We start from the raw sequence: 14,047 nt of genomic DNA, 5'->3' as shown, positions 1-14,047 counted from the left end.
TCACGCCCCCTCAGTACGCGAATGACAGCGGCTTGTCGGGCTGGTCGGGCTTGTCGTCGGCAGGCTCGGGATCGTCGGTGCCGGCCAGTCCGCCGCGGACAGTCCGCAGCAGCAACTTGGTCTCCACCACCGCGAGCACGCCGTACAGCAAGGTGAACCCGACCAGCGACGTGATCACCTCACCGCCGGTCGTCCCCGGCGACACACCCGATGCCGTCGGCAACAACCCGAACACCAGCCAGGGTTGCCGCCCGGTCTCGGTGAAGATCCAGCCGAAGGTGTTCGCGACCAGCGGTAGCAACGGCAGCGGAGCGGCCAGCCACACCAACCACCGAGCCGGCGCGCGTCCCCGCCGCGTCACCCAAAGGAGCCACAGCGCGACCGCCGCCGACGCCATCCCGACGCCGATCATCAGCCGGAACGTCCAGTAGGTCAACGGGATGTTCGGCTTGTACGAGCCCGGCCCGTAGAGCTGCTCGTACGCGTCCTGCAACGAGTTGATCCCCTTGACCTCGCCGCCGAAGTGCCCGGTGGCCAGGAAGGACAGCAGGTACGGGACCTTGATCGAGTAGATCTCCTTCGACCCGTCCAGCGTGCCGACCGTGAAGACCGAGAACGACGCCGGCTTCTCGGTCTCGTAGAGCGCCTCGGCCGCGGCCATCTTCATCGGCTGCACCTCGGTCATCACCTTGCCCTGCAGGTCACCGCTGATCGCGACGCCCGCGCTGGCGACGAGCACGATCGAGGCGCCGATCTTCAGCGCCGACCGGAACACGTCCTTGTCCACGCCAGGACGCCGGACCAGATGCCAGAGCGCCACCCCGGCCACGAACGCGCCACCGACCATGAACGCGGCGAAGATCGTGTGCGGATAGGTGACCAGTACAACCTTGTTGGTCAGCACAGCCCCCAGATCGGTCAGCTCGGCCCGGCCACGCTCGGCGTTGAACCGGAAGCCGACCGGGTTCTGCATCCACGAGTTGGCCGCGAGGATGAAGTACGCCGACAACTGCGTGCCCAGCACCACCATCCAGATGCAGCCGAGGTGGACCAGCCGCGGCAGCCGGTCCCAGCCGAAGATCCACAACCCGATGAACGTCGACTCGAGGAAGAACGCGAGCAGCCCTTCCAGCGCCAGCGGGGCGCCGAACACGTCCCCGACGAACCGCGAGTAGTCGCTCCAGTTCATCCCGAACTGGAACTCCTGCACCAGCCCGGTGACCACACCCATCGCGATGTTGATCAGGAACAGCTTCCCGTAGAACTTCGTCAGCCGCAGGTACTTCGCCTTGCCGGTCCGGTACCACGCGGTCTGCAGGCCGGCCGTGATCGCGACCAGCGAGATCGTCACCGGCACGAAGAAGAAGTGGTACACGGTGGTGATCGCGAACTGCCAGCGGGCCAGGTCCAGGGTGTCCATCTGCAGGCCTCCCGAGCCATCTACGACGTTACGTAGTAGATGGTAGCGCACATCTACTACGACGTGTAGTTATACTGCTCACGTGGCGAGTGAGGAGAAGGCACCGCGGCCCCTGGGCGACCTGGAGCGGCTGGTCATGGAGCAGCTGTGGGCGGCGCCCCGGGCGCTGACCGTGCGCGAGGTGCACGAGCAGCTGGCGACTACCCGCGAGCTCGCCTACACGACCGTGATGACTGTGCTGGACCGGCTGGCGAAGAAGAAGCTGACCGAGCGCGAGCGCGACGGCAAGGCCTGGCGGTACCGCGCGGCGGCACCGCGCGAGGAGCTGGCCGCTGACCTGATGCGCGACGCACTGGACCGGGCCGGAGACCGCCGCGAGGCCCTGGTCCGCTTCGTCGGCCAGGTAACCGACGAAGAAGCCGCCCTACTCCGCGAAGCCCTGAACCACCTGGAAACCCAACCAGACACCACGGTCACTGAAGGTGGCGTGGTGGGCGAGGGGGGTTCTGGGCGGGCGGGGGATGGCGTCGGGTGATTACGCCGGTTCTGCTCGCCTTGCTGGCGCTGGTGCTTACCGGGCCGGCGCCGGCGTTGCTGGCTCGCTCCGACTGGCCGTACCGCGTCCCACGGGCCGCCGTCATCCTCTGGCAGTCCATCGCGCTCGCCGCAGTACTGGCTGCGGTTGGTGCCGGCATCGCGCTGTCGTACTCCGCAGCGGGTGAGCCGGGCGAGCCACGCTTCGACCCGTCGTCACCACGCGACCTGGTAGCCGCACTGATCCTGGCCATGACCGCACTGGTCCTGGTGAAGCTGCTCTGGTCGATCGGTCGGGTCGCAGTCGGCACTAGGGCAAGGCGGAAGCGCCACCGAGACCTGGTCGACGTACTGGCCACACCTGACGGCCTAGTCCCCGGCCTGCGCGTGCTGGCCGAGGAGACTCCGCTGGCCTACTGCCTGCCCGCTATCCGCGGCGCACGCGTCGTGGTGTCGGTCGGTGCACTCGATCGGCTCGACGAGATGGAGCTGAAGGCTGTGCTGGCCCACGAGCAGGCGCACCTGCGGGCGCGTCACGACCTGGTGCTGGAGGAGTTCACCGCGCTGCACCACGCCTTCCCACGCTTCGTCCGCAGCGAGGTAGCGCTCGAGCAGGCCCGCACGCTGGTCGAGCTGCTCGCCGACGACGACGCCCGCCGCCGCAACGGCCCCAAGCCACTTGCGCGCGCCCTGGTCGCTCTCGCCGGCGCACCCGCCCCCGACGCAGCCCTCGCCGCAGCCAAGTCGGCAACGGTACTGCGCGTACAACGCCTCGCCGACCCGCAACCGAACGTCCGCTGGCTCGCCACGGTCACGTACGTCGGCGCCGCCGCGCTACTGATCCTGCCGACCGTGACCATCGCGGCCCCGATCGTGAAGGCGATCGTCGAAGCAGTCAGCTAGTCGGCTGGTACCGCAGCAGGACGCCGCCCTTGGCCCAGGGCCGAGCCTCGATCAGGTCGAGGTTGACAGGGGAGGCTCCGCCGACGGGGAAGGCCGACTTGCCCTCCCCGAGCAGGATCGGGCAGATCCGCAGCTGCACCTCGTCGACCAGTCCGGCCTTCAGCAGCGACTGGAACAGCGTGATGCTGCCCCACAAGATGATGTCCTTGCCGCTCTGCTCCGCCTTGAGTGCCCGGACCGCATCTAGGTCCCGGACGACCAGACCGGGCTCGTACGAACCCCACGGCGCGCTCTCGAGCTTGGTGGACACGACGACCAGGCGCAACGCGTTCAGCTTGGCCGCGATCGGCTCACCGGCCGACGCGTCGGTCGGCCAGAACTCGGCGAACAGCCGGTACGTCTCGGCGCCGAGCAGCATCGTGTCGATGCTGTCGAGCAGCTCGAGATTGTCGGCGTCCCGCTGGCCGGCGATCGTTTCGAAGAAGTCCAGCCCACCGTCCGGACCGGCGGCGTACCCGTCGAGCGTCACGTACTCCTGGAAGATCAGTCGCCTCATGCACGCGAGGCTACCCAACCCGCGCCGGCGACCGAACGGTTCGGCGCTATCCGAAAAGCTATCCGAAGCGTTTGCCCTCCCCACGGGCAACGGCCAGCAACACCAGGCCGGACAGCACGAGCAGAACCACCATGGTCACGACGAACGTCAGCACTTCTCTCCCCGAATCCCCACTGCACCACTAACCCCACCAACACCCTGCTTGACGCGCCTAGGCGGCCAGAAGTTCCCCGAACGCCTTGGCGATCTCGGCGACCTGCCACTCCAGCGACGCGGGCGTCATCGCCAGCTCGACCCAGGACCAGCCCGGTACGTCGGCCGGCTGCCACGCACCACTGATCGACTCGCGGGTCCGCTCCATCCGGGCGACCGCGGCCGCCTCGATCTCGTCCGCACCACGGGGTGCGTAGACGCGGAATGAGTTGGTGTGCGGCGGCTCCGGGAAGACCCGGAACCCCTCGCTCTGCAGGGCCGTCGCGACCTCGATCGCCCGTTGGTACAGGTCGTCCATCCGCGGCAGCACCGTGCGCAGCCCGTCGCGGGCGGAGACGGCGTACGGGAAGAGCGAGAAGAGGTTGCCGCCGAGCCGCCGCTGCCAGCGCCGTACCTCGGCAATCAGGTCCTCCGGCCCGGCCAGTGCGGCTCCACTGATCCCGCCCAGCACCTTGTAGAACGACACATAGACCGACGAAGCCAGCGCAGCGATCTCCGCCAGGCTGTGCTCGAGGTACGGCGCACTCTCCCACAGCCGTGCCCCGTCGAGGTGCAGTGGTACGCCGCGCTTCGCGCAGGAGTCGGCGAACACCAGCAGCTCATCCCAGGTCGGCAGAACGAAGCCTGCGTCCCGCAGTGGCAGCTCCAGCGTCACCGCGGCCAGCTTGCCTGGGATGGCCGCCAGCTCATCCGGCCGGGGCTGCCTGGGCTCGGACGTCAGTCGCTCGATCCGCAGGTGGTGCACCTCTTCGAGCGCGTTCAGCTCGTGGACCAGAAGGTGCGACAACCCGTGTACGGCGACCCGACTGGTGCCGGCGCGGTCGGCGTACACGCGCAGCACGCTCTGCTGGGCCATGATGCCCGACGGCATGAACACGGCCGCCGGCTTGCCCAGCAGCTCAGCCACCTCTTGCTCCAGCAGATCCACCTCGCCACCGGCGCCGTACCAGTCCGACCGCTCGTCGGTGGCGACCTCGGCGAGCCGCTGCAACCGGGCCGCGACCGCTACCCGCGGGCTGAACAGCCAGCGGACGCAGTTGTCGGCAGCGTTCTTCCGCCGCTCGTGCAGGTCCTCGGAGGTCTTGGAACTGATGGCCACAACTCCCCTAGATCTTCGCAGTGATGACGTGCTTGCCCTGGACGGTCCTGATCTCTACCGACTGCACCTGGTCGAGCGGCACGAGCACACCACCGCCGAACGTGCTGCCGTCGCGCGCTGCCTTCGGAGAGACCACCCAGCTACCGGCAGCCCAGCTCTTGCCGGTCTTGTCGGTGACGAACATCTCGCACTGGTCCCCGGACTTCAGGCCCTTGACCTGCACCCGGATCCAGCTCCAACCGCTCCGCGGCTCGACTGTGGTCGCCATGCTCGCGCCGGACACCGTGTCAGTGGTGGTGGCTTCCTTGTAGCCCGCCACGGGTCCGTCGGCCTGCGGTGCGGTCGAGCGACCGAGCGCTACGCCACCACCCAGGGCACCGGCGACCACTACGGCCGCAGCTGCGACCAGCAGCCAGCGGGAGCGCTTCTTGACCGGAGCATGCACCACCTCGGGTTCCACTGCGGGAGTCAGCTCGCGGACCTCACGCAGCGTGCGCTGCAGCAGCAGGTCACCGCCCTCAGGCGGTCCCTCCAGGAACGCCTCCGGTGGTACCTCGCCGAGGAAGTCCTTGATCTCGTTCAGGTCGGCCAGCTCGGCGCGGCACTCGGCACAGGTCGCCAGGTGCTGGTCGACCTCCTGCACCTCGCCAGGCTCCAGCGCACCCAGCGCGTAGGCGCCCAGTTGCGTACGGTCGTGCTCAGTCATCTGGCCACCTCCGCTTCTTGTCCCATTACCGCGCGTAGAGCTCGGAGGGCGTAGTACGTTCTTGATTTCACGGTACCGGGCGGAACGCCCAGCTCCTTCGCGGCTTCGGCCACCGACCGGCCGCGGTAGTACAGCTGCACCAGCACGTCGCGGTGCTCGGGCGACACCTTCTCCAGCGCCTCCAGCACCACCATGGTGTTCACCACGGACTCGGAGTGGTCACCCTCCACCGGCGGTCTGTCCACCACGTCCGCCACCTCGGCCGGACGCACAGCACGCGCTCTGGCCCGGTCGGTGACGATGTTGCGGGCCACTGTCAGCAACCAGCCGCGGACAGAGCCTCTGCCCGAGGTCAGGTCGCCGGCATGCTTCCACGCCCGCACCAGTGTCTCTTGTACGACGTCCTCCGCCGCGGCCCGATCACCGGTCAGCCTCGTCGCGTACGCGAGCAGGCTCCGGCCGTGCTCGGCGTACAGCGAACGGATCAGCGTCTCGGCGTCGTGCGGCCCTGGGTAGTCACCCACCGACCGCACGATACCGGGAACGGTGGGTGCCCACACAGGGGCTGCCGCAGACGGCTCAGTAACCGTTGCCATCGCCGGAGTCACCCGGCTGCGTGGTGATCTTCTTGCCGTCCGCGCCGACGACCCACCAGACACCGCCGACCGCCTGCCCCTTGGCCTCCCCGGACTTGCTGTCGCTGGCGAACAGGTACAGCGGCAGCCCGTTCAGCGCGAGCTGCTTGGTGCCGTCCGAGCGGGTGACGGTGCTGACCAGCGACGCGTCGACGCCGTCGAGCTGCGGCGTGCCGTCACCGGCCGCCACGACCGGCCACTTGTCCAGGCAGCCACCCTCGCAGTTCGACTTGCCCGCAGAGTCCTTGTCGAACACGTACACGGTCCGTCCGTTGCCATCGACAACGATCTTGCCGAGGTCGCCGACGTCCGCCGTGGCCAGCTTCGTCGCACCGGCCGCCTGGCTGCTCGCCGGCGCCGAACTCGAGCCGGAGCTCGAGCTGGAGCTGGAGCCGTAGCCGTCGCCACCACCGCACGCGGTCAGCCCGGACAGCCCGAGCACCACCACACCCATCACACTCATCGCACTGCTCAGACGCTTCATCAGAAACCCTTCTAGGTTGACCGTTCACCCCGCCACACGTGCGGATCGGCCGACCGGTTCAACCGGGAGGGTTATCGTCTGAGTCCATGAGCCAAGAGATTCCGGCCGCGGTCCAGCGCGCACTGACCGCGATCGACGAGCAGGACAACGACGCGTTCGTCGCGGCCTTCGCCGCCGACGGCTTCGTCAACGACTGGGGCCGCGAGTTCCGCGGCCACGACCGGATCCGCTCCTGGAGCGAGAACGAGCTGATCGGTAAGCGGGCCACCTTCACCGACACGTCGGTCAGCCAGGCCGGTAACCCGCTCACGATCGTCACCCAGGTCGGCGGCGACGGATTCAACGGCCCGTCCCACTTCACCTTCGACGTCCAGGGCGATCAGCTCGCCTCGATGACGATCACGGCCTGAACAGGATCTTCCCGGCCCGCTCGGCGTGCTCGAGCGCCTCGGCGTACGCCGCGAGCGGGTACGTCGCCTCGATGCGCGTCCGCAGTACGCCGTCGTTGGTGAGGCGGGCGAGCTCGCCGTACGTCTCGGCCAGCTCGGCGTACGGCGCGGTGCGGGTCCAGTTCATGATCCAGAGGCCCGTCAGCCGGAGCTGACGGTAGATGTAGTCGCCCAGTCCGACCGGTGGCATCTGGCCGGTCACGGACGAGTAGCTGACCACCGTGCCGTTCAGCTCGGCGGACTGGGCCAGCGCAGCCGTCGTGTGGTCGCCGGTGCCGTCCAGGACCAGTCGGAGCTGGTCGCCGCCGAGCTCGGACCTGATCCGCTCGGCGAGGTCGTTGCCGTCGACGACGACCACGTCAGACTCCAGTCCCTCGGCCGCTTCCGGTCGCCGTACGACGCTCAGCGTGCGGAAGCCGGCGTGCTTCGCAAGGGCGATCACGGCCTTACCGACCGCGGAGTTGCCCAGGTTCTGGCCGACCCAGTCCCCCGGCTGCAGGTCGACGTACCGAGTGAGCGCCAGGTGGGCCGTGAGCGGGTTGACGCCGACCGTGGCGAGCTGCAGCGGGTCGCCCGTGTCGGGGATCGGGATCACGTTGGTGGCCTTTGTCACCAGCTCGTCCGCCCAGGTGCCCTGCTCGTAGTTCGGCACGATCAGCACGCGCTGGCCGGCCAGGTCGGGATCGGTTCCCGGCCCGACGCCGGTGACGCGGCCGACGCCTTCGGTGCCGACGGCGAACGGCAGCTCCGGGCGGTACCCGTAGGTGCCGGCGGCAAGCTTCAGGTCGGACGGGTTCACGGTCGCGGCCTCGATCGCGACCGTGACCTCGCCGAACGCCGGGCTCGGGGTGGGTCCGTCGTCCAGGACGACGGTGTTCAGGTCCTTCAGTACCAGCTTCATCAGTTCGCTCCTGTGGTGAGGACCATCCGGAACCGGGCGGCACCGGACAGCATCCGTTCGTAGGCTTCGGCCGCCCGCTCGAGCGGGACCCGCTCGACCATCGGGCGGACGTCGTTGCTCAGGGCAAAGGCGAGGCTCTGCTCGTTCTCGCTCGGGCTGCCGGTCAGCGATCCCTCGATCGTGCGGCCGCCGAGCAGCGCGCTGGTGGAGACCTCGATCGGGTCGCCGGCCGCTCCGAGGACGATCAACTTGCCGCGGATCCCGAGCCCGTCGACGAGCGGTGTCATCGAGGCACCACTGGCGGCGGTCGCGACGATCACCCCCGCGCCGCCGAGCGCCTGCAGCGCCTTGCCCGGGTCGACGGCCGAGCTGTCGAGGTACTCCGTCGCGCCCAGCTTCAGCGCCAGCTCGCGCTTGTCCTCGCCGCGCGCGATCGCGACCACGCGCAGGCCGAGCTTGGCGGCGTACTGGATCGCGAGGTGGCCGAGACCGCCGATGCCCTGCACCGCGATCAGCTCGCCCGGCCGGGCACCGCCCTTGCGCAGACCGTTGAAGACCGTGATCCCGGCGCAAAGCAGCGGCGCCGCCTCGGCCGCGTCCAGCTCCTCCGGTACGGCGACCAGCCCGCTCGCCGGGGCGATCAGGTACTCGGCGTACCCGCCGTCGATCGTGTCGCCGGTGATCGGCTGGTTCGTGCAGTAGACGAAGTCGCCGCGGCGGCACTCCGCGCAGACGCCACACGGGCCGGCCAGGTAGCCGACGCCGACACGCTGCCCGCCGGACCAGGTGGTGATCCCGGCACCGAGCGCGTCGATCCGGCCGACCACCTCGTGGCCGGGGACGATCGCCGTACCGGCCGGGTGGTTGCCGAACAGGTTGTGTACGCCGACGACGTCGCTGTGGCAGACGCCGCAGGCCTCGACGGCGATCCGGACCTGGCCAGGGCCGGGCTCGGTCAACTCGCGCTCGACCAGCCGGAAGGCGCCGTCGGCGCCGGCCTCGATCGCTCGGTAGGACATTTGCGACTCCTTAAGACGGTCGGTCATCTTGATATCGGCACAAGAAGGCCGCCCCGGGTGGGGGCGGCTCGAGTTTCAGGTCAGCAGAGCGTCGAAGGTGATGGCGAAGAAGTCGTCGAAGGCGTCGCCCGTCTTGTCCGAGCGCACCTTCAGGATCGTGCCCTCCCAGGCGCTGGTCAGGAACCGTGCGGTCTGCTGCGGGTCGAGCGCGGCGCGGATCTCCCCCGCCGCCTGCCCGTCGGCGATCGCCTCGGCGAGCACGGTCGACCACACGTCCAGGCCGCCCTTCACCCGCAACCGCAATGGCTCGCTGTGATCGACAACCTCGGCCCCGAAGTTCCCGTAAAGGCAGCCACCGGTGAACTCCGCCAGCTCGTCCCGAAGAAACTCGAAGTGCCGGCGAATCCGCTCCACCGGCGCGATCGTCCGATCCCCGAGCAGCGACATCCGCCGCGACTCGCCGTACCGCTCCAACGCCACCGCGGCGAGCGCTTCCTTGCTCTCGAAATGGTTGTAGAACGACCCCTTGGGCACCCCGGCCCGATCCGTGATGTCCTTCACCCCCGCCGCATTGAACCCCCGCTCGAGAAACAACTCGACCCCCGCCCCCAAAATCTCTTCCTTCATACTCCGCCGCGCCATGATCCCAATATGACCGGTCGTCTCAAGAACACAAGCGGATCACACCGCGTGAACGGCCACGAGTTGATCGAGGCCACGGAAGTGCGTCGCATCGCGGGTATAGAGCGGAAGGTCGCGACTGGACGCGATCGCAGCGATCATCAGGTCAAGACGCCGAGGTCGCGGATCCCGGCCCGCGGCGATGACCAGTGCGACCAGAGTTCCGTACCGCTGCGCCGCATCAGCATCGAACGGCAATGGCTCGAAGTCGGCAACGGCTTCACCGAGCACCTCGGCTCGCGCAGCGCGGGTGAAGGGATCCTTCGCCATCGCGACCCCCTGGTGCAACTCGGCCATGGTGACGGCGGTCAGCTCGAGTTGCGCCGGCAGGTCCTGGGCATCCAGCACCGACAGGTCGATGTACGTGCAGGTGTCGAGCACACCGACCGGAGGCCGTCCATTCATTCGCGCTCGAACGGATCGTCGTCGCCGACCCGGTCTTCGGACCCGAAGAACTCGTCGGCTTCCTTCCGCAGGGCAGCTGCATCGATCCGCGGCAGGCGTCGGTGCCTGGCGATCAACTCCTCAGCGGTCGGCCGGCGCCGCTTGGTGAGCGGGCGCAACTCGGCGACCTCCTGACCGTTCCTGGTGATGTGGTAGGTCTCTCCCGCCTCTACGGCGTCCATCACCGCGGCGGAGTTATTCCGGAACTCGCGCTGGCTGATGACCTTCATATCACCAGCGTAGCGCGATGAGACACACGGTGCTACGTCAGCTACACCGGTTCGGGTTCGCGGATTCGTTGGGAGATGACGGCGGAGACGCCGTCGCCGCGCATGGTGACGCCGTAGAGGGCGTCGGCTACCTCCATGGTGCGCTTCTGGTGGGTGATGACCAGGAGCTGGCTGTTCTCGCGGAGTTCTTCGTAGATCTCCAGGAGGCGGCCGAGGTTGGTGTCGTCGAGGGCGGCTTCGACCTCGTCGAGGATGTAGAACGGCGACGGCCGCGCCTTGAAGAGCGCTACCAGGAACGCGACCGCGACCAGCGAGCGCTCGCCGCCGGAGAGCAGCGAGAGACGCTTGACCTTCTTGCCCGGCGGACGGGCCTCGACGTCGATACCGGTGGCGAGCATGTCGTCGGGGTCGGTCAGGACCAGCCGGCCCTCACCACCCGGGAACAGCCGGCTGAACACGTGCTGGAAGGCCACCTCGACGTCGCGATAGGCCTCGGTGAACACCTGCTCGACCCGCTCGTCGACCTCCTTGACGATGTCCATCAGGTCGCGGCGGGACTTCTTCAGGTCGTCGAGCTGCTCGGAGAGGAAGCGGTGCCGCTCCTCCATCGCGTCGAACTCCTCGAGCGCGAGCGGGTTGATCTTGCCGAGCTGGTTCAGCGCCCGCTCGGCCTGCTTCAGCCGCTTCTCGACCTTGGTCCGGTTGAACGGCTCGCCCTCGACCTCCAGCGTGTCGTCACCGGTCGGCACCGGCGGCACCAGCTGGTCCGGTCCGTACTCCGTGACCAGCGCCTCGACCTCGATACCCAACTCGGCGAGCGCCTTCTCGTACAGCTGCTCCAGCCGCATCTTCTGCTGCGCCCGCGCCAACGCGTCCCGGTGCACAGTGTCGGTCAGCTGCTCCAGCTCGGAGCTCAGGTTCCGCGAGGCGGACCGGGCCTGCGACAACGCCTTCTCACGGTCCGCACGCTGCGCCTGGATCGCCGACCGCTCCGACGCGGCCAGCTGCAGCGACGACTCCAGCCGAGCCAGCACATGCCCAGCGGCCAGGTGCACAGCCTGCGCGGCCTCAGCCTGCCGAGCCCGCCGCGCAGCCCGAGCAACAGCCCGCGCCCGGGCCTCGCGCTCCTGCCGCGCCGCCCGCTCCAGCGAGTCCGCACGCCCGGACAGCGCCCGGGCCCGCTCCTCGGTGGTCCGCAGCGCCAACCGCGACTCCATCTCAGCCGCTCGCGCAGCCTTGGACGCCTCCGCCAGCCGGTCACGCTCCGACGTGTCAGGCTCGTCGCCGTCGTCGTCGAACGCCTCGGCGTCCATCAGCCGCTCTTCGAGCTCGGCCAGACCGGACAGGTTCTTGTCGCGCTCCGCCTCGGCCGCAGCGATCGCCTCAGCCATCCGCTGCGCCTCACCGCGCGACGCCTTCGCCAGCGACCCGAAGTGCGCCAGCTGCTCCGCCACTGCGGCCATCGCGGCGTCCGACTCGTGCAGCCGGGCCAGTGTGATCTCGACGGACTCCTTCTGCCGGGCCCGCTCGTCCTCCAGCCCCTGCAGCTCGAACCGGAGCCGCTCGCTCCGCGCTGTCGCCTCGGTCAGCTTCTCCGCCGCCTCGTCGACCGCGGACTGCACCTCGATCAGGCTCGGCGCCGCGTCCGATCCGCCGTACGCGAAGTGCGCTCCGAGTACGTCGCCCGCGCGCGTCGTGCAGGTGACGTCCGGCAGGTTCCGCACGAGCGACTGCGCCGCGCTGACGTCGTCCACAACCGCGACCTTGCGCAGCAGCCGCCGTAGCGCCGGCCGCAGCGTCTCCGGGCAGTCCACGACGTCAACGGCGTACGACGCTCCGTACGGCAGCGCGGGCCACGTCCCGGAGTCGTCCGCGGGCGCATCGCCCAGGAGCATCCCGGCGCGGCCGAGATCATGCTGCTTGAGGTGACCGACCGCGTGCAGCGCAGCGTCGGTGTGGCTGATGGCGACCGCGTCGGCGGCCTCGCCCAGGGCAGCCGCGATCGCGGTCTCGTACCCGGGCCGGACGCTCAGCAGCGCGGCCACGGAGCCCATCAGCCCGTTGATCTGCTCGGAGGCGGCCAGCAGCGCGCCGGCGCCGTCCTTGCGGTTGAGCCCGAGCTCGAGCGCTTCCTTCCGCGCCGCCAGCCCGGTGCGCTCGCGCTCGGCGTCGCGCTCCTCGGCCCGCAGCTTGGCCAGCCGCTCGTCCATCTCGTCGAGCATCGCCTGAGCGGCCTCGTACTGGTCGTCGAGGCCCTTCTCGCCGGCGTCGAGCCCGGCGACCTGGGTCTCCAGCGCGGTGAAGTCGTGCTGCGCCTTCGCGGCGCGCGCCTCGGCCTCGCGCATGTTGCTGGCGAGTCGGCCGATCTCGGACTCGGCGGCGGCCGCGCGGCTCTGCAGCGCGTTCACCTGACCGGTCAGCCGGGCAAGACCTTCACGCCGGTCGGAGGCGGCCCGGATCAGCGCCGCGACCCGGCGCTCCTCCTCGGCTTCCTGGTTCTCGAGCTGCTGGCGGCGCTCGATGGCCTCGGCCAGCAGCTCGGAGTGCGCCTCGACCTCGGCCTCGATCTGCGCCTCGGTCTCGCGGACCCGGGCCGCTTCCAGCTCGAGCTCCTCCGGATCCCTCCCCGAGCGCGGGCCGTCCTCGGCCTCGTCGTTCAGCGAGCGGATCCGGTCGGCCGCGATCCGCGCCGTGCCCTTGATCTTCTCGCCGAAGCCGGAGAGCTGGTACCACGTGTCCTGCGCGGCCTGCAGCGCCGGCGCGTCCTCGCGGAGCGCGTCCTCGAGCTCGGCCTCCAGATCGCGGGCCTCGCGCAGCTTCGCCTCGGTCTCGGCGCGGCGCGCGGTCAGCGCGGCCTCGTCGCGGAGCTCGGCCTCGAGCGCGGACTGGGCCTGGACGATGTCGTCGGCGAGCAGCCGGGCCCGGCCGTCCCGGACCTCGGCCTGGATCGTCACGGCCCGGCGCGCCACCTCCGCCTGGCGCCCGAGCGGCTTGAGCTGGCGGCGGATCTCCTGGATCAGGTCACCGAGCCGGTGCAGGTTGCCCTCGGTGGCCTCCAGCTTCCGGATCGCCTTTTCCTTGCGTTTGCGGTGCTTCAGGACGCCGGCGGCCTCCTCGACGAACCCGCGCCGGCCTTCCGGTGTGGCGCGCAGGATCGAGTCGAGCTGGCCCTGGCCGACGATGACGTGCATCTCGCGGCCGATCCCGGAGTCGCTGAGCAGCTCCTGGACGTCGAGCAGCCGGCAGTTCTGGCCGTTGATCTGGTAGTCGGACCCGCCGTTGCGGAACATCGTCCGGCTGATCGTCACCTCGGCGTACTCGATCGGGAGCGCGCCGTCGGTGTTGTCGATGGTGAGCACCACCTCGGCCCGGCCCAGCGGGGCGCGGCCGGAGGTGCCGGCGAAGATGACGTCCTCCATCTTGCCGCCGCGCAGCGACTTCGCGCCCTGCTCACCCATCACCCAGGCCAGTGCGTCGACGACGTTGGACTTGCCGGAGCCGTTCGGCCCGACGATGCAGGTGATGCCTGGTTCGAAGTTCATCGTCGTCGCGGACGCGAACGACTTGAAACCCCGGAGCGTCATGCTCTTCAGGTACAAGGCGAAGCTCTCCAACCCGTGAAAGGACAGACGATACCCAAGGAACCGTCGTAACTGCTCGTGACGCTGCCGCTACCCGGGGAAGTAGTTCCGCTTCGAGTCTACAGAGCGACCCGGAAGATCCAGCGGAGGCCTGCCGGTTCGGAATGACCGGCAACAGGCCAGGAAGCACAA

Annotated in this window: 15 protein-coding genes; 3 read left to right on the top strand and 12 right to left on the bottom strand. The window is 69.3% G+C overall.

What is annotated here, in order from left to right; genetic code table 11:
• Positions 1-10: 10 nt before the first annotated feature.
• On the bottom strand, positions 11-1,420 hold the full coding sequence (locus AB0E69_RS28825) for a cytochrome ubiquinol oxidase subunit I (RefSeq protein ID WP_360152781.1): 1,410 nt from the start codon (positions 1,418-1,420) through the stop codon (positions 11-13).
• Between the two features lie 82 nt (positions 1,421-1,502).
• Between AB0E69_RS28825 and AB0E69_RS28820 the strand changes: the two genes are divergently transcribed.
• Positions 1,503-1,955 carry a BlaI/MecI/CopY family transcriptional regulator gene (locus AB0E69_RS28820; protein WP_360152778.1) on the top strand — a complete coding sequence of 151 codons (453 nt, stop codon included), beginning with the start codon at positions 1,503-1,505 and terminating at the stop codon, positions 1,953-1,955.
• Positions 1,952-2,857, top strand: a complete 906-nt coding sequence (locus AB0E69_RS28815; RefSeq protein ID WP_360152775.1) for a M56 family metallopeptidase — start codon at positions 1,952-1,954, stop codon at positions 2,855-2,857. Before AB0E69_RS28820 ends, AB0E69_RS28815 begins: the two co-directional genes overlap by 4 nt.
• On the opposite strand, the gene AB0E69_RS28810 is transcribed toward AB0E69_RS28815, so the two are convergent.
• From AB0E69_RS28810 to AB0E69_RS28790, 5 genes are all read right to left on the bottom strand, one after another.
• The gene (locus AB0E69_RS28810) at positions 2,850-3,413 is read right to left on the bottom strand and encodes a dihydrofolate reductase family protein (RefSeq protein ID WP_360152772.1); all 564 of its coding nucleotides are present in this window, start codon (positions 3,411-3,413) and stop codon (positions 2,850-2,852) included. The genes AB0E69_RS28815 and AB0E69_RS28810 overlap by 8 nt on opposite strands.
• Before the next feature lie 211 nt (positions 3,414-3,624).
• Entirely contained in the window at positions 3,625-4,725 is a 1,101-nt protein-coding gene (locus tag AB0E69_RS28805; RefSeq protein ID WP_360152769.1) for a beta-eliminating lyase-related protein, read from the bottom strand.
• Positions 4,726-4,732: 7 nt separating this feature from the next.
• On the bottom strand, positions 4,733-5,431 hold the full coding sequence (locus AB0E69_RS28800; RefSeq protein ID WP_360152766.1) for a zf-HC2 domain-containing protein: 699 nt from the start codon (positions 5,429-5,431) through the stop codon (positions 4,733-4,735).
• Complete coding sequence (locus AB0E69_RS28795) at positions 5,428-5,955, bottom strand: sigma-70 family RNA polymerase sigma factor (RefSeq protein WP_360152763.1); 528 nt, start codon at positions 5,953-5,955, stop codon at positions 5,428-5,430. Before AB0E69_RS28795 ends, AB0E69_RS28800 begins: the two co-directional genes overlap by 4 nt.
• 55 nt (positions 5,956-6,010) lie before the next feature.
• Entirely contained in the window at positions 6,011-6,550 is a 540-nt protein-coding gene (locus AB0E69_RS28790; protein WP_360152760.1) for a hypothetical protein, read from the bottom strand.
• A gap of 86 nt (positions 6,551-6,636) precedes the next feature.
• Here AB0E69_RS28790 and AB0E69_RS28785 point away from each other — a divergent pair, with 86 nt between their 5' ends.
• Entirely contained in the window at positions 6,637-6,960 is a 324-nt protein-coding gene (locus tag AB0E69_RS28785; RefSeq protein ID WP_360152757.1) for a nuclear transport factor 2 family protein, read from the top strand.
• Here AB0E69_RS28785 and AB0E69_RS28780 read toward each other — a convergent pair.
• The 6 genes from AB0E69_RS28780 to smc all read right to left on the bottom strand — a co-directional run bounded on the left by AB0E69_RS28780 (position 6,950) and on the right by smc (position 13,873).
• Positions 6,950-7,900, bottom strand: coding sequence for a zinc-dependent alcohol dehydrogenase family protein (locus AB0E69_RS28780; protein WP_360152754.1), 951 nt, complete (start codon positions 7,898-7,900; stop codon positions 6,950-6,952). The two genes, AB0E69_RS28785 and AB0E69_RS28780, sit on opposite strands and share 11 nt — an antisense overlap.
• Positions 7,900-8,919 carry an alcohol dehydrogenase gene (locus AB0E69_RS28775; protein ID WP_360152752.1) on the bottom strand — a complete coding sequence of 340 codons (1,020 nt, stop codon included), beginning with the start codon at positions 8,917-8,919 and terminating at the stop codon, positions 7,900-7,902. The genes AB0E69_RS28780 and AB0E69_RS28775 overlap by 1 nt, the downstream gene beginning before the upstream one ends.
• 75 nt (positions 8,920-8,994) lie before the next feature.
• Positions 8,995-9,561, bottom strand: coding sequence for a TetR family transcriptional regulator C-terminal domain-containing protein (locus AB0E69_RS28770; RefSeq protein ID WP_360152749.1), 567 nt, complete (start codon positions 9,559-9,561; stop codon positions 8,995-8,997).
• 39 nt (positions 9,562-9,600) lie between these two features.
• On the bottom strand, positions 9,601-10,005 hold the full coding sequence (locus AB0E69_RS28765) for a type II toxin-antitoxin system VapC family toxin (protein ID WP_360152746.1): 405 nt from the start codon (positions 10,003-10,005) through the stop codon (positions 9,601-9,603).
• Entirely contained in the window at positions 10,002-10,274 is a 273-nt protein-coding gene (locus AB0E69_RS28760) for a type II toxin-antitoxin system prevent-host-death family antitoxin (RefSeq protein ID WP_360152743.1), read from the bottom strand. The genes AB0E69_RS28765 and AB0E69_RS28760 overlap by 4 nt, the downstream gene beginning before the upstream one ends.
• 41 nt (positions 10,275-10,315) lie before the next feature.
• Positions 10,316-13,873 carry a chromosome segregation protein SMC gene (gene smc / locus AB0E69_RS28755; RefSeq protein WP_360153110.1) on the bottom strand — a complete coding sequence of 1,186 codons (3,558 nt, stop codon included), beginning with the start codon at positions 13,871-13,873 and terminating at the stop codon, positions 10,316-10,318.
• Positions 13,874-14,047 lie beyond the last annotated feature (174 nt).

The organism is Kribbella sp. NPDC026611, from assembly GCF_040638345.1.
GTDB lineage: Bacteria > Actinomycetota > Actinomycetes > Propionibacteriales > Kribbellaceae > Kribbella.
This window is presented reverse-complemented; position numbering and strand designations above follow the sequence as displayed.

Coding starts and splice junctions, on each gene's coding strand:
- AB0E69_RS28780 (WP_360152754.1), bottom strand. CDS start 7,900: ATGAAGCTGGTACTGAAGGACCTGAACACCGTCGTCCTGGACGACGGA.
- AB0E69_RS28790 (WP_360152760.1), bottom strand. CDS start 6,550: ATGAAGCGTCTGAGCAGTGCGATGAGTGTGATGGGTGTGGTGGTGCTC.
- AB0E69_RS28760 (WP_360152743.1), bottom strand. CDS start 10,274: ATGAAGGTCATCAGCCAGCGCGAGTTCCGGAATAACTCCGCCGCGGTG.
- AB0E69_RS28770 (WP_360152749.1), bottom strand. CDS start 9,561: ATGGCGCGGCGGAGTATGAAGGAAGAGATTTTGGGGGCGGGGGTCGAG.
- AB0E69_RS28765 (WP_360152746.1), bottom strand. CDS start 10,005: ATGAATGGACGGCCTCCGGTCGGTGTGCTCGACACCTGCACGTACATC.
- AB0E69_RS28810 (WP_360152772.1), bottom strand. CDS start 3,413: ATGAGGCGACTGATCTTCCAGGAGTACGTGACGCTCGACGGGTACGCC.
- AB0E69_RS28800 (WP_360152766.1), bottom strand. CDS start 5,431: ATGACTGAGCACGACCGTACGCAACTGGGCGCCTACGCGCTGGGTGCG.
- AB0E69_RS28775 (WP_360152752.1), bottom strand. CDS start 8,919: ATGTCCTACCGAGCGATCGAGGCCGGCGCCGACGGCGCCTTCCGGCTG.
- AB0E69_RS28825 (WP_360152781.1), bottom strand. CDS start 1,420: ATGGACACCCTGGACCTGGCCCGCTGGCAGTTCGCGATCACCACCGTG.
- AB0E69_RS28785 (WP_360152757.1), top strand. CDS start 6,637: ATGAGCCAAGAGATTCCGGCCGCGGTCCAGCGCGCACTGACCGCGATC.